Source organism: Xanthocytophaga agilis, assembly GCF_030068605.1.
Taxonomy (GTDB): Bacteria; Bacteroidota; Bacteroidia; order Cytophagales; family 172606-1; genus Xanthocytophaga; species Xanthocytophaga agilis.
In genome coordinates this window covers 59,903-81,217 of sequence record NZ_JASJOU010000003.1, presented here as the reverse complement: position 1 = coordinate 81,217, position 21,315 = coordinate 59,903, and the positions used below count along the sequence as shown (strand labels likewise).

The following is a 21,315-nucleotide window of genomic DNA, read 5'->3' as shown; positions in this document are numbered from 1 at the left end:
CTTCATTTTTTGCTTGCTCAAAAAAGTAACCAAATTCTCATTTGGTGCCCTGTTTTTTAGGCCGGCAAAGAAAGTACAGGTGGTAGGAAGTGAAATGTTCCGGGCAATATCCCTTTCTTGATACCCTTCCATCTCAATTCTGTAGAACAACTATAAAAGAAAAACCCTGCATATAGGCAGGGCTTAGATGTATGTAAGGGTTTGTTAGAAGACTTAGTAAGCTTTCCGAAGGGCATCATCAATGTTGATGAGGTCCAGGTAAGGCTGTAAACATTGCAAAGAACTGAATGGCAATACCTTCACTACTTCTTCGCGAATCGTATCATACCACACCTCTACATAGAAACCGCGAAGATACAACAAAGAAACCCTCCGGCTAAAAAAATACCGTTCACATAAAATTGTTCCTTCTGAGTTTAACTGTTGTAGCTGTTTGAGCAGAGGAAGCCGCTGATACTCCATCAAGTCTTTGAATATTTTCGTGCTGCGCATGGGTCAAAAAATTACAAATGTAAGTTTTACTTCAAATAACCAAAAAAAAACACAAGCGAACAATAGTTTAAGCGTATTTTTTTATTTTTTCTGCTAACTCCTGTGTAAGTTCGGTAGCCATTCTAAATCATTACTGCCTGTGCTTTTGAATATTAATACCTTTTCATACGCATTTAGTAAACAGGAAGAGGAAAAAAATCTGGTTACCTTTTATTTTGTACTTTCGCACCACAAAGAAAAACGATGTACCTAACAGGTATTATCTTTCAATTTTCTTGTTGTTACGCTTGTGTTGACGTCTAATCATCTACCGGAAGTTTTTTTGTCCCGAATGCAGGCTACCCTCGGTTCGGAGTATGTTTCTTTTGTGAGTGCTTTGGAAAAAGAGCCACCTGTCAGTATTCGGTTAAACCCTCAGAAAGGTCTTCACTCTACAGCTACGTATTCCGCTGTACCCTGGACTGAAAGGGGGCTATATATTCCACAGCGTCCTGTGTTTGCGCTGGACCCACGCTGGCATGCAGGAGCTTATTATGTACAGGAGGCTAGTTCGATGTTTCTGGAGCAAGCCTGGAAGACTATTGCCGGGTCACTGGATGCAAAACCTGTTGTGCTGGATTTATGTGCAGCACCGGGAGGGAAAAGCACCCATCTGGCTTCGTTATTGCCTCAGGGTAGTTTGCTGGTTTCCAATGAAGTGATTCGTTCACGGGCACAGATCCTGACAGAAAATAGTACTAAGTGGGGAAGAGGCAATATCATTGTGACCAATAGCGATCCTCAGGATTTTGGAGATCTGGAAAGTTTTTTTGATGTAATTGTAATCGATGCACCCTGTTCAGGTGAAGGAATGTTCCGCAAAGACCCGGATGCTGTAAAAGAATGGTCAGAGGCCAATATACAACTATGTGCTGAGCGGCAACACCGGATTCTGGCAGATGTGTGGAATGCGCTGAAACCAGATGGCTTTCTTATCTATAGTACCTGTACCTACAATGCAAATGAAAACGAACAGGTACTACAGTGGTTAACAGAGAACTATGAGGTAAAAGGAGTGGAGGTAGTAGTTCCGGATCAATGGAATATTACGGTTTCCAGTACCCGTGATATCAATGGCTATCGCTTTTATCCACATCAGACAGAAGGAGAGGGGTTGTTTATGGCAGTTTTGCAGAAAACAGAAGGACAGGAAAGAAGCTTTCGGAAACCTAAGAAGCCTACCTGGCTGAAAGCCCCACGGAAAGAGGTAGAGATAGTGTCCGGATGGATTCAGGAACGAGATGACTGGGAATGGCTACGCTGGCAGGAAAAAATGGTGATTCTACCCGCAGGTATGTATGACCATGCCGAACAACTGGCACAACATACACGTATTGTCTATGCCGGAGTAGATGTGGCCGAAATCATCAGAGATCAGACAAACCCATTGCCAGCTCTGGCCTTGTTTGATGATATGAATCCGCGTCATTTTGCTGTCGAAGAAGTAGATCTGGAAAAGGCCTTACGCTTCCTGAAGAAAGAGGATATTGCGCTGGAAACCGGGAAAGGCTGGAAACTGATTGTTTATCAGAATATTCCACTGGGATGGGTAAAACAGATCGGACACCGCGCCAATAACTACTTCCCCAATGAATGGCGTTTACGAATGGATTGGCGGGAGGTTGAGAAGTTACTGACCAATCCTATAACTTTTCTGGAAATATGAACTTGGATATACCTTGGCTTAAAGTAACAGTTCTTATTGTATTTATAATGAGCATAGCCTGCAAAAACACATATAAAGAGCAGGAAGCAGCTAACTTGACACCTGTTTTAGGTTTGCAAGAAAGGGATACAATGCAATCAGTAAAGATAAGTTTGCATGAAGCATATAAACAGAATATATATGAAGACAAAGATGGGCGTTTCTGTAGGTACAAATTCATCTCAGATACCACTGCCTTACTGGAGTGGGGAGATTGTACATTTCAAAAGATTCGCCCTGATACAATCTATATGGAATACCACCCTCCTCATTTAGAAAGTGTTTCTTCTGATTTTATTACTCTTAATTATAGTTGTGGCAGTCCTTGCTGGGGAATGATTGTTTTGCCCTTTGATAAAAAAGAATCATCCGCTAATTATATGTATGACTATTTCTATGATAAATCCACCAACCTGATAGGGTATTTTGCCTACGAGAATAAGGAGACTAAATTTGTGATTCAAAATATCAAGACGAAAAAGAAAAAGGTCATTAAACTATATCCAGAATGTGACTCAGCTTTTGGTGGGGATTGCATTGACTTTGTTAATTTTACAAATAGAAGGCTAACTTTTTACTGGAAGACACCCTATACTTTTGCTGATTCAATTAGCACAAGTAAATATATTAGTCAGAGAATAGATTTTTAAGCGAAATGATAAAACGATATTGGCTTTATGGAATGCTGCTTATCTGTTACGGGGTAAAGGCGCAGACAAACCTGCCTTTGGCTCAGAAGTTAGTGAAAGCGTATCCTGCTTATCTGAAAGAAGTAGATGGTAACTATATTGTTTGGAAAGATGGCACTCGTATGCTATGGGACGATGGCAAAACGAAAACGTTTAACCAAGCCTTGAACAATCCCGATCTGGAAGACCAGATAGCACAGCCGTATACACCAGGCGAAAAATACACTATACCAACTGTAGATCAAGACCCTGGCCGTATCCGGTATGAACCGTTTTTTCTAAAGATGTATGGTGGTTCCAAAGAAGAAGTAGAGAAAAACCTGGTAGAGATCGACTGGCTGCCAAAAACTTCCCGTACAAAACTAAAGGTAACAAAGGTAAATGGAGTGGCTGAAAAGCTACAGGCTATTTCCAAAGAGTTGGAGGCTCTTCCGGATTTACACAAATACCTGATTGATCCGGGTGGCACATTCAGTTGGCGAAAAATTGCGGCCACTACCCGTATGAGTAATCATAGCTATGCCATTGCTATCGATATCAATGTAAAACACTCCAACTACTGGCAATGGGAAGTAAAAGACTCTACTGCCAAAATTCAATACAAGAACCGGATTCCCATGGAAATCGTGAAGATCTTTGAAAAATATGATTTTATCTGGGGTGGAAAATGGTATCATTATGATACAATGCACTTTGAGTATCGACCGGAGTTATTTTAACACCTATCCTATACAACCCTTACTCCACTGATGATCACAGAATCCATTTTTAGCACCTGGCCATGGATCGTTTGCTCAGGTTCGGGGATTTCATGGATGGAAATGGCTGCAAACCCATTTTGGGACAACAACTCTCTGACTTCTTCCGGAGAATACAAGTGAAAGCCAAAAGAGACAAAGGGGAGATGTTGCATGACTTCTTTGCTGCGTATGGCTATTAACAACTTGCCACCGGGTTGTAATACCCTTCGTATCTCTGCCAGTACCTTCGGTGGATCTTGCCAGAAGTACAGTGTATTGACAGTAAATGCTTTGGTGAACAGGTTATCAGCCAGGGGCAATGCCATTGCATCTCCCAGCAGAAACTGAGCCTGACCTGTTTCTACAAATGATTGATTGACCTGAATGGCTTCCTGAATCATAGTTTCTGAGAAATCACATCCTGTATACCGGATGCCCGGTGCACTCCCAAACAGGTATTTACAAAAAAGTCCATTACCCATACCTATTTCCAGAATAGTATCATTTGACTCAGGGGTTACTAATCTGATGCAGGAGAGATTCATGATTTCGTTGGTATGATTCATCTTCTCTCCAACTTGTTTGCCCAATTCGCCTTCTGGTTTGTGTAATTGTTCTGCGACTTCTTTAAAATCCATAGATGTTGTTATGTGTTTTGTTGTAAGTAAGAGTGTTATGCTCGTATACTAACTAAACCTGTGCCAGTGCTGCCTGAATCAGATTTTTCACCATCTGTTTGAGGGCGGCAATAGTATATGAATCTGTAACTTCACCAGTCGAGGATAATTTTTGTGCAACAGACCCGATCATCAGGGAAGATCCTTCTACCAGATGGGCATCCATGACTGTCAATGTCAGAGTCAGGGAGGCAAACGCTTTGTCTCCACCCATAAATGAGGGTGAGGCACTGATTACAGAAGTAGGTTTTTTCATAAGTTCTCCTGAAGAGACAATCCAGTCGAGTGCATTTTTTAGCGATCCTGGTACACCATACGCATATTCTGGGGTACAAAGAATCACTGCATCTGCCATTTTGAGTTCATGACGTAGCTGGATAACACTTTCTACTACCTGCTCGTCATCAAGGTCCGGATTAAAATGAGGCAGATCTGCTAAACTTTCATAGAGGATAAATGTGCTATCTGAAGGAAATAATGTTCTCGTGAACTGCAAAATAGCTTTGTTGGAAGAGTTTTTACGCAGACTTCCAGGTATAGCAAGTATTCGCATTGGGATAGTGGTTTGGTTTGTATTGTTGGGCTAACTGCTTCCATTGGAAAACAGTTCATTCTGGCAGGACTATAAAAAACAGAGTGAAGGTATCAGCGAATTTGTGGTGAGAAAAATCATCTTTTTTTGTGAGGAGTAAATTCGCAAAGCTGAGGAATATATAGCATATTTGAGTATACCACAAGCCTTTGTACCATGAAAACAATCATCATCCCTACCGACTTCAGTACCGTTGCTGAAAATGCGATGAGTTTTGTCAATGCCATTGCCAGTCGCAAACAGACACGGGTTGTTTTAGTACATACCTATCATCTGCCTGTTATTGCCGCTCCTGAAGCAGGATACGCACAAGCTGCCTCACTAGACTATATGGAAGAGGAATTGGAAATAAAGCTTAAGGAGACATGTACAAAGCTCCGGCATAATTATCCCAATGTAACCTATGAAGCAAAAGTGCTGAATGGTTTTCTGGTTGATGTGCTGCCAAACCTGGCTAAAGAGATGAATGCGGATCTGATTATTATGGGAACAGACGGGGCATATGGTTTAAAACAGGTGTTACTGGGGACTAATAGTGTGGAAGTGCTGACAGAAGCCACTTGTCCTGTTTTGATTATTCCGGCAGAAGCTCATTTCAGAGGGATAGAACAAATTGTGTTTGCAACGGATCTGTGGGAAGAACCTTCTCCAGATATACTGATGGTTGTGGAAATAGCCCGGATGTTTAAGGCGGAAATTTCATTTGTCTATATTCCTGTCAATGGAACGAAGGAACTTTCAGATGAGGACTGGAAGAATTTTTATCAGCAATTAAACTACGATAAGATTTCGTTTCATATACAGCAGGGAAGAAATATTGAAGAAGGCATACGATCCTTTACAGAAAAAATGGCAGCAGATATTGTTGTGATGATAAACTATCGACGTACATTCTGGGATCAACTTTTTACGACTAGCCAGACCAAACAAATGGCTTATCATACCAAGGTGCCACTATTAGTGTTACATGCCTGAAGTGAATACGCTAAAACCGACGAAGATACAAATATCATTTTATCTGAGATACTGCATTTGTCGGTTTTAGCTATAGACAAGAAAGCTACTTACGCCTTCTTGAAGGGAGAGTCCTTTTCTTTTGCCATAACATTGTAGACAATCTTATCCATCCAACCTGGAAACCACTTATTCAGAAAAACAGTAAGTTTACCCTGTCTGGTAAGAATAAGATATTTTTTACGTTTCTGAACTGCCTTTAGAATATGTTCCGCACATTCTTCCGCACTCATCATCTTTTCCTCTTCTCTCGGTGACTCTCCCTGTACAGAACCATCACTGGTAAGTGCCGTATTGCGGATATTTGATGCCGTAAAGCCTGGACTGGCAGTGAGCACATGAACACCTTTGTGCAGCATTTCAGTGCGTAAAACTTCCAGAAATCCATTTACCGCAAACTTGGAGGCTGAATAGCCTGCACGAGCTGGCAACCCTCTGAACCCTGCAATAGAAGAGATGCCTACTACAGAGCCTTTACTTTTTAACAGATAAGGTAAACAATATTTGGTAGCATATACCGTTCCGTAAAAGTTGATGTCCATTACTTTTCGGATTACATCCAGGTCTACATCTTCAAAGAGCGAACGCATGGAAATCCCAGCGTTGTTAATCAGTACATCAATCTGACCATATTTACGTATCGTTTCGTCGACCATACGCTGATTGTCTTTTTCAATGCTTACATCTGCAACAATGGGAAAGTTTTCAATTCCTTGTGAGGAAAGTAGACGGGACGTTTCCTGTAGGTTGGTTTCATTGCGACCTGTGATAACGATCTTAGCGCCGGCACGGCCAAATATTTCTGCTAGTGCTTTGCCTATCCCGGAAGAAGCACCTGTGATGATGACAACTTTGTTTTTCATACTGCAAATCTATCATTTGTATTTCAATTCTTATACTATGTTATACAGGGTTTATATACCACAAAATTGAACTATTAAAGTATGTTATAGTATTCTGGCTGATTGGTACTATTTTAATACAAGGTATTGACCATTCATACGGATTTTGCTGGAAGAGAAAAGTAATTTGGTATATTCCAGCCTGATTTGACATGTTACTTATAAACTATATACGGGTAATTTAGTATGCATCTTGAAACACTAGCTATTCAGAGTACGCACTTTCCGGATGAAAATGCGGCTGCGGTTTCAGCACCTATTTATCTCTCTACCACTTTTGAGCGGGGAGAGGATGGTTCTTATCCTAAAAATTATGTGTATTCACGGGTAAATAATCCTAACCGTCAATTGCTCGAGAACAGTATGGCAACACTGGAAGGAGGGACACATGGATTTGCCTTTGCTTCAGGGTTGGCTGGTATTGCGGCTGCGCTCCAGATTTTACAAGCTGGCGATCATGTCATTCTGGGCGATGACGCATATTTTGCTGCTGGTGTTTTGATGACTGAGGTTTTTGGTCCGTGGGGATTGACGATCACTCGTGTGGATATGACTGATTTGTCGGCGGTTCGAAATGCATTTCAGGCTAATACAAAACTACTCTGGCTGGAAACTCCTTCTAATCCATTACTAAAGATAACCGACATTGCGGCTCTGGCAGAAATATCCCATCAGCATGGGGCATTGTGTGCAGTTGATAATACCTGGGCAACTTCTGTGCTGCAGCGCCCACTGGAACTGGGAGCTGATATAGTACATTATTCTACTACCAAATACTTCGGAGGACATAGTGATGTGCTGGGTGGTGCGCTGATTGTAAAAGATACACAACTGGCTGAGCGGCTTAAAAAAGTACAATCGCTGGGTGGGGCTGTGCCTTCTCCTTTTGAATGCTGGCTAATAACCAGAGGGATCAAAACCATGCCATTACGGGTGAAAGCCCAGTCTGAAAGTGCTTTTACGTTAGCCAGATTTCTAAGTGCTTATCCAAAGGTAGAGCAAGTTCACTATCCGGGTCTGGAAACCCATGCAGGACATGAAATTGCCAAACGTCAGATGAAAAGTGGATTTGGAGGAATGCTTTCCTTTCAGGTAAAAGGAGGTAGTGCAGAGGCTTTGAAGGTAGCTAATCATACCCGGCTTTTTATACAGGCTACCAGCCTGGGAGGGGTAGAGAGTCTGATAGAACATCGCAGGTCTGTAGAAGGTGCTGCCAGCACGTCTCCTGAAAATCTGCTAAGAGTGTCTGTTGGGCTAGAGCATCCGGATGATCTGATTGAAGATCTCAAGCAGGCGCTTGAAGCCTGAAAATAGGCAAAGAGTCTATGACCTGTCGCTTTGTCAGATGGGTGTGTCCGGAAATCACGGATAAATACGCTTTTATCTGGGTTAAACCCGAGTTTGGCAGAGACATCGGAAAAGTTACAAAAGGGCTTATTAATTGTATATACATAGAATGTTTATACAACATTGAACCGAAGATGACGAATATGAAAACGCTTATAAATGGCTTACACCATGTAACTGCATTTGCCAGTAGTGCACAAAAAAATGTGGATTTTTATGTAGGTATTCTGGGATTGAGGCTGGTAAAGAAAACCATCAATTTTGATGCACCAGAAGTGTATCATTTGTATTACGGAGATGAGATAGGTCATGCGGGCACTATTATGACTTTCTTTCCATACAATGGTATGGTACGTGGTAGAAAAGGAGCTCATCAGCTGACATATACTTCTTTCTCTATTCCGGACAATGCGCTGGATTTCTGGATGAATCGCCTGAGTCAATTTGATATCACATTTGAGAAGCCTGCCAGTCGTTTTGATGAGACGTATATTCGGTTTGAAGATCCGGACGGAACAGGCATAGAGCTGGTAGTAGCTAAAAATGATACCCGGCCCGGATGGTCAAATGGTAGTATTCCATTAGATAAATCGATCAGAGGCTTTCATACAGTAACATTGCATGAAAACCAGGCTGATAAAACAGTGGCATTACTTACCGAAACCATGCAGCATCAGCTGGTTGTGCAGGAGGGGAATAGAATACGGTTGGAAGCTGGAAAAGGAGGGTCTGGTAATTTGGTAGATATATTGTTTAGCCCAACAGATCTGAAAGGTTTACAGGGAGCAGGAACTGTACACCATGTGGCATTCAGTACAGATAACGAAGCCACTCAACTGGAATTCAGAGAAAAACTTCTTGCAGCAAATATACATCCTACTACGGTTCAGGACAGAAACTATTTCCGGTCTATCTATTTCCGTGAGCCCGGTGGTGTGTTATTTGAAGTGGCCACCAATGTACCAGGCTTTGCAGTAGATGAGGACGTGACGGCTTTAGGGCAACACTTGAAGCTGCCGGAGTGGTATGAGCCCAGACGCTCAGAAATTGAGAAACATCTGGACCCAATAGAGAACAAAGCTTATTCCTGAAAATATAAACAGAGGTTTACTGGTAAAGAGCAGGCAACCATATTGACTGTTGTTTGTTGTGGATGCACAGAAACAAAGCCTTCCATTCCAGTGTTTTTCTTCTGAAGATAGCTACAGATGGCATTGCGTTTTCGCAGTGATAAACGAATATACATTTTTATATATGTTATCAGAAATGCGTTTCTGATGATATACTCTCTTATTTCAAATTATAGTACTATGATTCATCAAACCAAAAACTATCTGAAAAGTGGGGCTTCATTATTGGATGCAGAAAAAGTAATGATTATGATACACGGACGTGGGTCTACTGCACAGAATATTATGAGTTTATCCTCTTATTTTTCACAGCCTCATATGAGTTTTCTGGCTCCACAGGCAACGGATAATACCTGGTATCCCTATTCCTTTCTGATGCCCATTGAACAAAATGAACCTTACCTGTCTTCAGCTCTGGAGTCTGTAGGTGGGATTGTAGAACAGGCACTGGCAAACGGAATTCGTTCGGAAAATATTTACTTGCTTGGATTCTCACAGGGAGCCTGTCTGGCACTGGAGTTTGTAGCACGTAATGCCCGTCAGTATGGCGGTGTATTCGGATTGAGTGGAGGATTGATCGGTCCTTCTGGAACACCCAGAGACTATACAGGCTCTTTGGAGGGCACACCTATATTTCTGGGATGCAGTGATGTGGATTCACATATTCCAAAAGACAGAGTACTGGAAAGTGCGGAGGTATTTGAGAGAATGGGAGCACAGGTGACTACCAAGCTGTATCCGAATATGCCTCATACTATTATTGAAGATGAAATCAAAATTGTGAATACTATTCTGAATTCAAGCAATGCTGTAAAGCCTACAGTGTAGGCAACCGATGCATTGACTTGTGAGAAACAGGTGTTGGAAACTTTTTTATAGGGTTCAGAGTTCGTAGTTCTATATCATAGTCATAGAACTATGAATTCTGACACCTTTCTGACCTATAGAACATGAACTTAACCATTGTATCTGCCAGTACCCGTATTGGCAGACAATCACATCGGGTAGCACTGGGACTGAAGAACTATTTTGCACAATTCAGCCATGTGAACCTGACTATTGCTGATCTGGCAGATTATCCTATTCCCTTGTTTGAAGAGGTAGCTCAGCGACATCCCAATCCGCAACCTTCCGTTATTGAATTGGGTAAGATACTTCATCAGTCAGATGCTTTTTTGTTTGTGACACCTGAATACAATGGAAGTTATACACCTGCTCTGAAAAACATGGTGGACACCTACAACAAAACAGAGTTTGCAAGGAAGGCTATTGGCATTGTCACAGTCACTACCGGCGGTTTAGGCGGGATGCGGGCTGCTATGCAGATGCAACAATTAATACCTGCTTTGTTCGCTATTGCAGCTCCACATATGTTACTGGTTCCTCATATGACACAGAAGTTCGATGAAGAAGGAAATCTGATAGACGAACATTATCTGAAAAATCTGGATCATTTTGCAAAGGAGTTTTTGTGGCTTGCAGAGGCTGTATACGAGAAAAAACAGAAAGAACACCTTCATACGAATTAACTTCCCTTATAGATGATAGTTATAGTACAAGAGCTCCAGTGATGATACCACGATTCATCACTGGAGCTCTTGTATTTTTATATGAATCTTTTTGAATTGGTGGCTTTTAGCAGGATGTATACTTTCTGAAACCAAAATACATCATACTGAATATATAGGATACTTTAACCGAAGAAAAGCTCAAATGGGATAGTCTAAAATAAACTTATCTCTATATTTACGGGCAAAAATTTAACCAGATCATATGAATAAAGACATTTTGCAAAATCGTTTTGAAGTAATTTGTGGCTTGGTACTGGCGATATTTGCCTCTATACTGGCCGTTGTTCAGATTGGGTCAGGACAGGCAGGTGGAGATGAGTTAAAAGCTATCAATGAAAAGTCCTCTGCCTATCAATGGTACCAGTCTAAGAGTATTAAAGAAAGTTTGCTGGAAGGTCAGATTGGATTGCTGGAAACATTGTTGAAGTCAAATTCCATTCAGGGTAAGGATACAGCTGCCTTATATGAGAATATTCATAAAATGCAGCAGAAGATAGCACGTTATGAAAAGGAGAAAGATGAAATACTCCGGGGTTCTTTAGAAGTAGGAGAAGCCAACTGGGTACAGGAGAAAGACGGAAAAATGGGAAAAATTACAGGGGCACAAGAATGGGAAAAGCTGGCCGATAAGGCTGGCTATATTGGCGATCAGTTTGACCTGGCTTCGTTGTTTTTACAGTTATGTCTGGTAATGGGTGGGGTGGCACTGGTGATTCACAAACCAACTACCAAGTGGACCTTCTTTGGACTAATGATTGCCCTGGGTGCATTAGGAACATTGCTTTCTATCTATATTTATACAATATCCTGATTTCCGGAAAATCAAACAGACAGGAGCTGTTATTTTTTAATGCTCAACACCAGCTCCTATCTGTTTTAGCCCCAACTATGACGCCATAGCCTGAAATTTTCCGCATGTACAGAGTCATTTAGCCGTTTGATCCAGTTAGATTCTTTTCTGGGATTATCATAATCTGTGATTGTAAAGACAAGGATCATATTCTGGAACCAGTTTTCCTTTCTCATTTCTTCCAGTACAGATACTACCGTCTCAAATACATTTTCCCGAAAACGGGGAAAGCTTTCTGTATACGTTTTGCCTAGCACTGTATTTCGCAGTAGCGCAGACAGTTGATTAAAGTCTTCTGTCGCAAGGTTTCCTTCGTTTTTCCATTCTGCCGGACTCCACTGATAATACTCTGTATTGTCCGGATCTTCTGCTTGTTGTTTTTGCAAATACGAGAGTGTATTGACCGCTGGTGAAAGCGTAAGCACCCCTTCATCTGAGTACAACGCAAAGGCACATACTTCACCAGTATATTGTCTGGTAGCTTCTATCAATGCGTTTTGAGTTGCTTCTTTTACTTGTTGTCTGAATAAATTAAAGTCAAACGGTTGCATGAAAAAAATTAACTATACTAGAAAATGTGCGATGGATAAAAATACAACAAATTGTGTTCACACGTGTAGCCAAAGGTAGATTGACATGACTACTAAAAGTCGCAAAGTAATGAAAAATAGAATGCAAAAAATGAGTGCTACAGACTTTATGTTTTATTAAACTATTCTATTCCTAAATGTGTGTTGGGTATGAGATGCTTAGATAAACTTTACGCATTTTGTACATTACCTCCAGGTCTCTGGTAAGCGATAGGAAGATTGGTTATTACTTACACACAAAAGTTGTCTGGTACCATTCTGTAAACAGAACATACAAGACAACCTACTAAAGAGCTTCATTATTGAATTACCTGTAGTACTTCATTGTGACGTCGAAGATGTATTTTGGTCAATAAAAGCACCACGTAAGACCGATAGGAAAAAATAGTTAAAATGAAGAATGTTGTTTGAGTGATACCGAAAGCTGAATAGTAAATAGATTTATTCATACCTGCAACTAATTGACTATCAAAAAGTAGTATGTAATATTATTGTCAATTAGAAACTCTGTTCCGATCTATTGTACTATAATATTGAATCATTCACAAAGTCTGAATGAACCAGGCTTTATCAGATAACGTCTTTCGTTTTAGCTTATGTTATCTTTACTTTTAATGTAAACTCCTAAAAACTGACCATGCATAGTGGAAAGATGTAGGCTACTCTAAAATATTTAAAAAATCAGCAAACCTCAGGTGGGAGTAAAAGCAGTATCAGTTGTCATACAGGCAAAACAAACAAAGAGATTTATTTTAGCTAAACAGAAGACCATGAGGTGTGTATACTTTTTTATTTTCCTTTTACTAGTGGGAGTAACAACACAGGTTTTAGGACAATCCGTGAGTACAGGTGGCATACAACGCTGTATTACAATGGAACGCTTGAAGCAGAAGTTTGCCCTGGATGCTAAGTTTAAATTGCAGTTTGAGCAAAATACACAAAAATTTAATCAGGATGTTCGGAAGGGTTCTTATCGGTTGTCATCTGCGCGAACAGGAAGTGGAACCAGTAATGCGAAAACGGTGTATTCTATACCGGTTGTTTTTCACATTGTGATGTCTAATCCCAATCAGGTGACAGATGCTCAGATTCAGAAACAACTGGATATATTAAATGCCGACTTCGCTGGTGCAAATGCTGACTCTACAAGTATACCTTCCTATTTTAAGCCCTTATTTGGAAAATCCGGAATACAGTTCAGTTTGGCTCAGCGTACGGCAACAGGAGATCCAACAACCGGAATTAACCGGGTGACAACTACCAAAAGTTCGTTCTCTTATACTGCCAATGACGTCAAATATACCTCCAGTAGAGGTGCTGATAGCTGGGACCCTGATAAATACCTTAATGTGTGGATTTGTGCAATCACTGCAACGAGTAGTGGTAGTATACTGGGATACGCGACTTTTCCAGGTGATATGCCAGCCGCTGAGCAAGGTGTTGTGATTGATTACAGAACATTACCTGGTGGATCATATACAGATTATAATAGCGGCAGAACCCTGACTCATGAAACCGGACACTACTTTAATCTGTATCATATCTGGGGAGATGATGATGGCGCTTGTTCCGGATCGGATTATGTAGAAGATACACCGAATCAGGCAGATGCTTCCAGTGGATGTTATTCAGGAGTAAAAACAGATAACTGTACTTCTTCAGGAAATGGCATTATGTACCAGAATTATATGGATTATAGCGATGATGCCTGTCTGGTAATGTTTACTGATGCTCAGGTGACTAGAATGGAAGCAGCTTTGGTTGCCTACCGATCATCATTATTGACATCTGATGGAGCACAGATTGCTGTTGTTACCACCAATAATGCTGAACTAAAATCGATTGATAATCCGGAAGGTCGATTGTGTAGTGACTCTTTTACGCCATCCATTACCATTCGTAATCGAGGAAGCCAGACGCTTACTTCCTTGACTATCACTACAAAAATAGATGACGCTGTAGTGTCTACCTATAACTGGACAGGTTCTTTGGCTAAAGCGAATACAACCAGTATTTCGCTGGCGGCAGTTACCATGTCAGAAGGAGATCATACGGTAACTATCCGTATTTCTTCCCCAAATGGAAAAACGGATGAGGAAACAAGTAATGATGTCTTGAGTGAAACCTATCAATATTATGCGCCAGTATCCACAATCAGCGAGGGGTTTGAAGGAAGTACATTTCCGCCAGTTGGATGGAGCATTATAAATAATGATGGTGGGATTACATGGGAAAAAGTAACTGGCATTGCCAGAACAGGTAACGCCAGTGTGAAAATCAACAATTTTGATTATAGCAGTAATGATGAAACTGACGATCTGATATTACCTGTATTAACTATCGCCGAGGTAGATTCAGCTTACTTATCGTTCTATGTTGCAGCGGCTACTTATACTTCTGTTAGCAGTACTTCCAGAAGTATTGTATGGGATACATTGCAGGTACTGGTAAGTACAGATTGTGGAAAGACGTATACCAGTCTGTACAAGAAGTATGGTAGTAGCCTGGTGACACGAACGACTGCCACAACAGATGCATTTGAACCAACCGCCAGTGAATGGCGTAAAGATTCTGTAAATCTGGGAGATTATATTGGCGCTGGTGAGTTGTGGATTGCGTTCCGGAATACAACAGAATATGAAAATAATATTTATCTGGATGATGTAAACTTGAGAACGGTCACAATCAATAAAAATCTGAAGGAAAAAGGGTTTCTTGTAGTGCCTAATCCTACGGATGGCAATGTTGATGTTCAGTTTTATCCACAACCAGAAGGGTTGCAGCGTATTCAGATTCTGAATGGACTTGGTCAGAAAATAGCTGAAACAAGTATTTCGAGTAGTACACCAGCCAATGCTTATACATTTGATATCAGTCAATATGCATCAGGGGTATACATTGTGCGGGCAGTGTTCTCAGATCATGTGTCTGTGAAGAAGATTGTGAAGTATTAGCCTTTTGTATAAAAACAGCCCTGTATGCAATAATGTATACAGGGCTGTTTGATTTTTCATTTCTCAGTGTGACCAGCTGCCAAATTTTCCCATTCGGTAGTCATTGTACGCTTCCATAATTTCCTGTTGCGTATTCATCACAAAAGGGCCTTGTGCTATTACTGGTTCTCCTATTGGCTCTGCATGTCCAAGAAGCAATATACTATCTTCCTGTGCCTGGATAGTAAGTTGTTCTGCATCATGATTGAATTCAACTAAAGTGTGCATTGCGGCTTTTTGTCCATTCACTATAAACTGACCTCTGATTACATAGAAAAAGATAGTGTGAGAGGCTGGGATCGATACTGAATACTGACTTCCCGCTTTATATTCCATTGTACATAAAGAAACATCAATAAGCGAGTCAAATGCACCTTTGTGACCTTCCCATGTACCCGATACCAGATGGGATACAATATTTCCATTATCATGAATAATGGTAGGGATCTCATCTTTTTGCAGGCCTTTGTAGAATGGTTCTGTCATCTTCAGGCGGGAAGGGAGATTAAGCCATAACTGTAAAATCTCCAGATTACCTCCATTCTTTTTAAACTCTGTAGAGGATACTTCTGCATGGATCAGGCCTCGTCCGGCTGTCATCCATTGTACACCTCCGGCTGTGATTACACTTTCGTATCCGCCGGAATCCTTATGCATGATATCGCCATCTATGATAAACGTTACCGTTTCCATTCCTCTGTGTGGGTGGGGACCAAACGGAAGCCCTCGATTATTGGCTGGATATACCTGTGGTCCGTGATGATTTAGAAACAGAAATGGATCTATCTGCTGGAGTGTTCGGGAAGGTAAAGGGGAATAAGTAATTAAATCCGCAATAGGGGAGTACGTTGCTGTATGAATCTGTTTGATGGTTCTCATAAAGGTGTATTTAGTTCTGTTATTGCTAAGTCAGAGTGAAAGAAAATAGTTTCCAGAAGCAGGAAACTACTGACTATATATTTTTTTACATGGATGTTTACAATGGATAAGATGAGATTATTAATCGATGCGTCATTTATTTGTAGTTTTTCTACAAATTTTTATCTGTTTTTACATTATAACTCATATGAATAATTCTACCATGCTCAGTCTAAGAAGTATACCTATTATTTTATTTATTATTTTTTCAATACATATTCAGGCACAAAGCTTGTTTAATCCTGGAAAGATAGTAACATCCAAAGGTGATACAGTATCCGTTCTGATCAAAGATAGACCTGATAAACTGAACTCATCAGAATGTATTGTGAAAACTTCCTCTGGAGAAAAAGCTATTGTATATACCCCAGTAGATATTCGGGCTTATATTCTGGAAAGTGGAAAAATTTATGTATCCAGAACGATAGGCAATGCGGAATCCAAAGATTCTATTCATGTATTTCTGCAAAAGCTGGTAGGAGGAGAGATTAATCTTTACTTCTGGAGAGGTAGTCAGGGTAAAGATCGCTATTTCGCAGAAGTTTTGCCTGATGGGATGCTGGAGCTGGAAGGACAAAAGGATACCTACATCAACGGACAGCGATATCAGGCAGATGGAAAATACCAGAAACAGTTAAATTCCATTATGACCAAATGTGTAATAGATCAGGGAGCATTAGCGGAGCTGCGATATATTCGTACTGATATGACAAAGTTTGTAGTAAAGTATAACAAGTGCAGTGAGATCCGGAATCAGACCTATCAGTATCAGGAACCCAAAGGAAAACATTTTTGGGGTGTTAGGATAGGAACAAATATTGGAAATGTAAATTTAGTGGCTGGAGATGCTGCTATAAAAGGTGTTCCGCTATCACCTATGCCCATGGTTTCTGTATTTGGATCGTTTCAACTGGTTGATATGGATAGAAGGTTGTATCTGCAACCGGAACTTCAGTTTGTAATGATGAAGATTGAGAATTTTACACAGGCAAAGCCTAAGGTTGATATAGGAGAGATTCGTAATAATCTGATTTACATTCCAGTTACTGTAAAGTATGATCTGCTGAGAGGGGCTATTACTCCTTATGTTTACGCTGGAGCTGGAGTAAGCCTTAATTTTTCTTCCGAAATGAAAATTAACTATATGTATAGGCGTCTCAATGAAGAGAGTCTGAATCGAAAGCTTGGGGCTCAGGTGATATTGGGTGCCGGATTAAAATGGAAACGCCCACACAGAGAGTATGCATTGGATTATCGTATGTATGAGACTTCACTTCATGCTACCAACAGTACATATGACGTCTATCTCTATTCAAACAATCTCACTTTTTCGGTGGCACTGGAAAAAAAACGTAAATAATCTGATAGTACAAGAACGCCCTTTATGTAAGTACATAAAGGGCGTTAGCTATGTTAACTAGCAGTTTTTTCCTCTGCTGATTTTACATTATCCTCAGCATGTCGGTCGATCAGCTTATTAAGTGGATCGATGCCTGCTTTGGATGGTTCTTCTGAAACTGTAATCACAAAGGTGTTTTCTTTTTTATTAACCTTGTGTTTTTTCAGATAAATGAGTTTATCCTTACCCTTCTCATCCTTGTGGTAGACACCAACATCTATCCAGTCGTTTATCGCGATATTTTTCTCATTACCCGTACTATCTGCCCGAAGTTTTTCGGCCAATACTGTTAATGTAACCTCATACTGCTTGTCAGCTTTCTTCTGATAGGTTACAGTCTGCGCTTTATTTTCAAATAGTGTAATGGTTTCGAACATATCTGTGATGATATATTTCAAGGAGTCGGGCGTTTGCTCTTTAAAATAGCCCAGTAAGTCTCTGCTGGTAGGATAGCGCTTTTGTTTGGATTCGGGACCCGGATACTGCCAGTCGTTAAGGAAGTTGTGCAATGCCAGATTTACCTTATCTTCTCCAATATAATCCTGTAGTGCAAACATCACGAGGGATCCTTTCTGATAATGAATGTATCCTTGTCGTTCTACATCTACCAGAGGCTGTTCCTTTTTACGTTCAGCGGATCGACCTCTCAAATACCGGTTTAATTCATATTTTAGGAATTTCTGCATCTGTTCCTGTGAGTAGGTCTGTTTCAACACCATAAGGGCAGAATACTGCGCCTGTGTTTCTGATAGCATTGCATTTCCTTTGACATTCGCTTCCGGAACCTGGTGCCCCCACCACTGATGCCCTACTTCATGAGCTGTAACATAGTATGGCATGTCCAGATCTTCTTCCGGATCTTTGATACGCTGGATATAGCCAATGCCTTCAGAGAAAGGAACTGTGTTCGCAAAGGACTGGGCAAATTCTGCATATTTAGGAAACTCCATAATGCGCATTTGTCTAAACTGAAAAGGGCTGAAGTTTTTAGAGAAATAGTCAAGGGATGCTTTCATGGATTCCATCATCCGCTTCAGGTTAAACTCATGGCCTTTGTTATAATAGATTTCCAGATTGACATTATGCCATTTGTCTTTCAGTACTTCATATCGGGCAGAAACTATGGAATAAAAGTTAACCATCGGTACATCCATTTTGTAATGGAAGTATTTACGATCCTTTTCTTCCCATGACTTTTGCAGATAACCCGGTGCAATAGCTGTTTGATCTTTGGATGTACCTAAAACAATTTCAAAACGAATATAATCCGAATCATCTCCAAACAAACTTTGACCAAGCCCAACCGGATCGTTTTGTGCCATCATTCTTTCCTTTTCGGGAAGTTTGTGTTTGCGTCGGTTGTCATCGTTTCCAATTTCAAACCCATCATTGTATCCCAATGATGGAAAATAACTATTGTTGAAGAATGTTCCATTATAGACAACTTCAGTATTTGAACCTCTTGCTACAAAGCCTCTGCTATTGTAACTTGTTTTAAAACTCATCTTTACAGAATCTCCCGGATTTAGTATATGAGTTAATGTATAGATGGTATATCCGAGGGGCTGCCATGTTTGTTTTTCTTTCGCACCGCCATCAAACTTCAAATAGGCAAGCTGCATATTGTGTTGTACATCATTCTGGATATGGATATCCTGAATAGGTTTGCCTGTTTTATTTTTTAGCCAGTAATACCCTTCTGCCACAAAATCCCGTTTGTCAGGATAGATTTCAACTTTGAGATTTACATCTGTGATACGAGGTTGAGGAATGTTCTCAAACTTTTTCAGCGTTTTCTCATAGTCTACCTGCCGATCCTCTTCCTGATCGCGAGTGAGATAGGTATTGAGTTTGTTGGTATTATAATAAACAAAACAGCCGGTTGCAGCAAAACCAATAATGGTGGCAATAGCAAAAGTCAGTAAGGGTTTTGTCAGACGAAGCTTTCCTAATTGTAAGCGGGTTTTAAAGAGTACATCCGTACCTCTGACAGTGAAAAGTACCGATAGTGCAAACAGTAATCCTATAAAGAATAACCAATAGAGCTTAATCCAGGAGAAAGAAGTAATAAAGTGCCCATATTTATTCATGTCAGAATACCTGTCCAGACTGCCACTATTGAAAATGAATAATGGATGATCTATCCCCATATTGCTGACGAAGTATAGGGTTAGAAAAATAACAAACATGATTGCAAAGCCTGAGAATTTGTTATTTATTATTATCTGAATAAAGAAAGCGAGGAGAGTCCAGGCAATAAGGAAAAATAGTGTATTAGTAAATAATGTTTGAACATACAATGGAAGTTCAAAATTGTAATACCCATTACTTGCCTGAATGAATACACCACAAATAATCAGAATTAATAATAAGCTGATATAAATCAGTAGCAATCCTATAAACTTGGCAACTAGATTAACCCAATTGGGTACAGGCATTGCATCTACTATGAGATTGATATTAACTGAGCGTTCCTTCCATATAAGTTCGCCTGAATAAAAGACAATGATAATAAGAAAAAATAGGTCAAACTCATTTATCAGCCCTAATACATTGGCTGTAACAGGATAAGAACTGGTTCCATACATTTGATTAAAGTAGAAAGAGCCAATGATGATATCGGCCAGGCCTACCAGTACAATAGCTATAAAGGGAATTTCCCTGGTTACCATTTTGAAGTAAAAAAGTGTTTGTTGCCAGAGTTGTTGCAGATTAGTTCCAAGAGAGGTGTATTGTGATACTTTAGGAATAATAACCTGATCTGGACGTATTTTAGATCTTTCTATCTTAATAGCTTTTTTCTTTAAAAGTCCTGTCCTAACCACATTGAAACTGAATCCGTAATAAGTGACTATCAGAATACCTAATGCTATGCTGCACCAGATGACCCGGTTCCATAATAACAATCCATCCAGAGGAACTAACATCGAATTTTTCTGTGCTGGAGTCCAGTATTCAGTATATACGACAAATGCGCGATATCCAAATGGATCAATAAGGGATGCTAGTGTTTTGTTTTCAATATCTGATAGTAATCTACTGGTAATCTGATACAGTACAAACAGAATAATGCCTTGGGTATAGAGAACAATGTGTTTTCGGCTTAATGTGCCAGCTGCAAAAAAAATGGCACCTTGGATGAAAAGATTAGTGATACCATAGTAAATAAAAGGTTGGAGATAACTCCATGTATAAAAAGGCAATATCTCTTTTTCTTTCCAGGCAGGATCCCAGGGAAGGTATCTACCGATGCTAAAGCCTAACATAAAAGCTATCCAAATACTACAATACGCCAATACCATTACAGCAAAAGATCCTAAAAATCTTCCAAATAGGTAATCAAATTTAGATACAGGCTTACTGAACATCAAAGCTTCCATTTTATGATCAAAATCCCTTAAAACAGGTACCCCCATGAAGGCTGAAGCAATGAATGTCATAAAAAATGTCATGATAAGGGTCATAAACGCGAGATTGAAAGGGGAGTTCTCTTTTATCTGACCACCAGCTACACCTCCAATGGTGACATCTTTGGAAGTAACAGCTGCAAAACAAAGAATAAACAAAATGGCAAAATATAGGTAGGTGGCCGCACGTCGCTTCCGGTAATCGAATTCAAAACGTAATATTTCTGCTAACATAAGTCTATGGCGTTTGAGAGTGAGAA

General features: G+C 40.2%; 19 protein-coding genes. 11 read left to right on the top strand and 8 right to left on the bottom strand.

Annotated elements, in window-relative coordinates:
* Positions 1-213 precede the first annotated feature (213 nt).
* Complete coding sequence (locus QNI22_RS10810; RefSeq protein WP_313989442.1) at positions 214-492, bottom strand: hypothetical protein; 279 nt, start codon at positions 490-492, stop codon at positions 214-216.
* A 289-nt stretch (positions 493-781) separates the two neighbouring features.
* On the opposite strand from QNI22_RS10810, the gene QNI22_RS10805 reads away from it, so the two are divergent.
* Genes QNI22_RS10805 through QNI22_RS10795 form a run of 3 tightly spaced genes read left to right on the top strand, consistent with a single transcriptional unit; the run spans position 782 to position 3,644 of the window.
* The gene (locus QNI22_RS10805; protein ID WP_419836225.1) at positions 782-2,197 is read left to right on the top strand and encodes a methyltransferase RsmF C-terminal domain-like protein; all 1,416 of its coding nucleotides are present in this window, start codon (positions 782-784) and stop codon (positions 2,195-2,197) included.
* A complete protein-coding gene (locus QNI22_RS10800; protein ID WP_314510645.1) occupies positions 2,194-2,886 on the top strand; it encodes a hypothetical protein in 693 nt (230 codons plus the stop codon). The genes QNI22_RS10805 and QNI22_RS10800 overlap by 4 nt, the downstream gene beginning before the upstream one ends.
* A 5-nt stretch (positions 2,887-2,891) precedes the next feature.
* Positions 2,892-3,644, top strand: coding sequence for a M15 family metallopeptidase (locus QNI22_RS10795; protein ID WP_314510644.1), 753 nt, complete (start codon positions 2,892-2,894; stop codon positions 3,642-3,644).
* 8 nt (positions 3,645-3,652) lie between these two features.
* Here QNI22_RS10795 and QNI22_RS10790 read toward each other — a convergent pair whose 3' ends face one another.
* Together QNI22_RS10790 and QNI22_RS10785 are read right to left on the bottom strand one after the other, a co-directional pair.
* Complete coding sequence (locus QNI22_RS10790; RefSeq protein ID WP_314510642.1) at positions 3,653-4,303, bottom strand: class I SAM-dependent methyltransferase; 651 nt, start codon at positions 4,301-4,303, stop codon at positions 3,653-3,655.
* Positions 4,304-4,355: 52 nt separating this feature from the next.
* The gene (locus QNI22_RS10785; RefSeq protein WP_314510641.1) at positions 4,356-4,895 is read right to left on the bottom strand and encodes an NADPH-dependent FMN reductase; all 540 of its coding nucleotides are present in this window, start codon (positions 4,893-4,895) and stop codon (positions 4,356-4,358) included.
* A 195-nt stretch (positions 4,896-5,090) separates the two neighbouring features.
* Here QNI22_RS10785 and QNI22_RS10780 point away from each other — a divergent pair, with 195 nt between their 5' ends.
* A complete protein-coding gene (locus QNI22_RS10780) occupies positions 5,091-5,909 on the top strand; it encodes a universal stress protein (RefSeq protein ID WP_314510640.1) in 819 nt (272 codons plus the stop codon).
* A gap of 89 nt (positions 5,910-5,998) precedes the next feature.
* Here the strand turns inward: QNI22_RS10780 and QNI22_RS10775 are convergent, their stop codons facing one another.
* Complete coding sequence (locus tag QNI22_RS10775) at positions 5,999-6,811, bottom strand: SDR family oxidoreductase (RefSeq protein WP_314510639.1); 813 nt, start codon at positions 6,809-6,811, stop codon at positions 5,999-6,001.
* Between the two features lie 225 nt (positions 6,812-7,036).
* Here QNI22_RS10775 and QNI22_RS10770 point away from each other — a divergent pair, with 225 nt between their 5' ends.
* On the top strand, positions 7,037-8,158 hold the full coding sequence (locus tag QNI22_RS10770; RefSeq protein WP_314510638.1) for a trans-sulfuration enzyme family protein: 1,122 nt from the start codon (positions 7,037-7,039) through the stop codon (positions 8,156-8,158).
* A 182-nt stretch (positions 8,159-8,340) separates the two neighbouring features.
* On the top strand, positions 8,341-9,288 hold the full coding sequence (locus QNI22_RS10765) for a ring-cleaving dioxygenase (RefSeq protein WP_314510637.1): 948 nt from the start codon (positions 8,341-8,343) through the stop codon (positions 9,286-9,288).
* Here the strand turns inward: QNI22_RS10765 and QNI22_RS10760 are convergent.
* Positions 9,279-9,443, bottom strand: coding sequence for a hypothetical protein (locus QNI22_RS10760; protein WP_314510636.1), 165 nt, complete (start codon positions 9,441-9,443; stop codon positions 9,279-9,281). The two genes, QNI22_RS10765 and QNI22_RS10760, sit on opposite strands and share 10 nt — an antisense overlap.
* A 64-nt stretch (positions 9,444-9,507) precedes the next feature.
* Here QNI22_RS10760 and QNI22_RS10755 point away from each other — a divergent pair, with 64 nt between their 5' ends.
* From QNI22_RS10755 to QNI22_RS10745, 3 genes are all read left to right on the top strand, one after another.
* A complete protein-coding gene (locus QNI22_RS10755; protein ID WP_314003533.1) occupies positions 9,508-10,155 on the top strand; it encodes an alpha/beta hydrolase in 648 nt (215 codons plus the stop codon).
* A gap of 122 nt (positions 10,156-10,277) precedes the next feature.
* The gene (locus QNI22_RS10750; protein ID WP_313989428.1) at positions 10,278-10,856 is read left to right on the top strand and encodes an NADPH-dependent FMN reductase; all 579 of its coding nucleotides are present in this window, start codon (positions 10,278-10,280) and stop codon (positions 10,854-10,856) included.
* 244 nt (positions 10,857-11,100) lie between these two features.
* Entirely contained in the window at positions 11,101-11,709 is a 609-nt protein-coding gene (locus QNI22_RS10745; protein ID WP_314510635.1) for a DUF4337 domain-containing protein, read from the top strand.
* A gap of 65 nt (positions 11,710-11,774) precedes the next feature.
* Here QNI22_RS10745 and QNI22_RS10740 read toward each other — a convergent pair whose 3' ends face one another.
* The gene (locus tag QNI22_RS10740; RefSeq protein WP_313989425.1) at positions 11,775-12,299 is read right to left on the bottom strand and encodes a DUF4303 domain-containing protein; all 525 of its coding nucleotides are present in this window, start codon (positions 12,297-12,299) and stop codon (positions 11,775-11,777) included.
* A 911-nt stretch (positions 12,300-13,210) separates the two neighbouring features.
* Between QNI22_RS10740 and QNI22_RS10735 the strand changes: the two genes are divergently transcribed.
* Entirely contained in the window at positions 13,211-15,292 is a 2,082-nt protein-coding gene (locus tag QNI22_RS10735; RefSeq protein WP_314510634.1) for a M43 family zinc metalloprotease, read from the top strand.
* Between the two features lie 63 nt (positions 15,293-15,355).
* On the opposite strand, the gene QNI22_RS10730 is transcribed toward QNI22_RS10735, so the two are convergent.
* On the bottom strand, positions 15,356-16,210 hold the full coding sequence (locus QNI22_RS10730; protein ID WP_314510633.1) for a pirin family protein: 855 nt from the start codon (positions 16,208-16,210) through the stop codon (positions 15,356-15,358).
* A 187-nt stretch (positions 16,211-16,397) separates the two neighbouring features.
* On the opposite strand from QNI22_RS10730, the gene QNI22_RS10725 reads away from it, so the two are divergent.
* Complete coding sequence (locus tag QNI22_RS10725) at positions 16,398-17,609, top strand: outer membrane beta-barrel protein (RefSeq protein WP_314510632.1); 1,212 nt, start codon at positions 16,398-16,400, stop codon at positions 17,607-17,609.
* 53 nt (positions 17,610-17,662) lie between these two features.
* On the opposite strand, the gene QNI22_RS10720 is transcribed toward QNI22_RS10725, so the two are convergent.
* The gene (locus tag QNI22_RS10720) at positions 17,663-21,289 is read right to left on the bottom strand and encodes an ABC transporter permease/M1 family aminopeptidase (protein WP_314510631.1); all 3,627 of its coding nucleotides are present in this window, start codon (positions 21,287-21,289) and stop codon (positions 17,663-17,665) included.
* Positions 21,290-21,315: the final 26 nt, after the last annotated feature.

Coding starts and splice junctions, on each gene's coding strand:
- QNI22_RS10810 (WP_313989442.1), bottom strand. CDS start 492: ATGCGCAGCACGAAAATATTCAAAGACTTGATGGAGTATCAGCGGCTT.
- QNI22_RS10800 (WP_314510645.1), top strand. CDS start 2,194: ATGAACTTGGATATACCTTGGCTTAAAGTAACAGTTCTTATTGTATTT.
- QNI22_RS10795 (WP_314510644.1), top strand. CDS start 2,892: ATGATAAAACGATATTGGCTTTATGGAATGCTGCTTATCTGTTACGGG.
- QNI22_RS10790 (WP_314510642.1), bottom strand. CDS start 4,303: ATGGATTTTAAAGAAGTCGCAGAACAATTACACAAACCAGAAGGCGAA.
- QNI22_RS10785 (WP_314510641.1), bottom strand. CDS start 4,895: ATGCGAATACTTGCTATACCTGGAAGTCTGCGTAAAAACTCTTCCAAC.
- QNI22_RS10780 (WP_314510640.1), top strand. CDS start 5,091: ATGAAAACAATCATCATCCCTACCGACTTCAGTACCGTTGCTGAAAAT.
- QNI22_RS10775 (WP_314510639.1), bottom strand. CDS start 6,811: ATGAAAAACAAAGTTGTCATCATCACAGGTGCTTCTTCCGGGATAGGC.
- QNI22_RS10770 (WP_314510638.1), top strand. CDS start 7,037: ATGCATCTTGAAACACTAGCTATTCAGAGTACGCACTTTCCGGATGAA.
- QNI22_RS10765 (WP_314510637.1), top strand. CDS start 8,341: ATGAAAACGCTTATAAATGGCTTACACCATGTAACTGCATTTGCCAGT.
- QNI22_RS10760 (WP_314510636.1), bottom strand. CDS start 9,443: ATGTATATTCGTTTATCACTGCGAAAACGCAATGCCATCTGTAGCTAT.
- QNI22_RS10755 (WP_314003533.1), top strand. CDS start 9,508: ATGATTCATCAAACCAAAAACTATCTGAAAAGTGGGGCTTCATTATTG.
- QNI22_RS10750 (WP_313989428.1), top strand. CDS start 10,278: ATGAACTTAACCATTGTATCTGCCAGTACCCGTATTGGCAGACAATCA.
- QNI22_RS10745 (WP_314510635.1), top strand. CDS start 11,101: ATGAATAAAGACATTTTGCAAAATCGTTTTGAAGTAATTTGTGGCTTG.
- QNI22_RS10740 (WP_313989425.1), bottom strand. CDS start 12,299: ATGCAACCGTTTGACTTTAATTTATTCAGACAACAAGTAAAAGAAGCA.
- QNI22_RS10735 (WP_314510634.1), top strand. CDS start 13,211: ATGGAACGCTTGAAGCAGAAGTTTGCCCTGGATGCTAAGTTTAAATTG.
- QNI22_RS10730 (WP_314510633.1), bottom strand. CDS start 16,210: ATGAGAACCATCAAACAGATTCATACAGCAACGTACTCCCCTATTGCG.
- QNI22_RS10725 (WP_314510632.1), top strand. CDS start 16,398: ATGAATAATTCTACCATGCTCAGTCTAAGAAGTATACCTATTATTTTA.
- QNI22_RS10720 (WP_314510631.1), bottom strand. CDS start 21,289: ATGTTAGCAGAAATATTACGTTTTGAATTCGATTACCGGAAGCGACGT.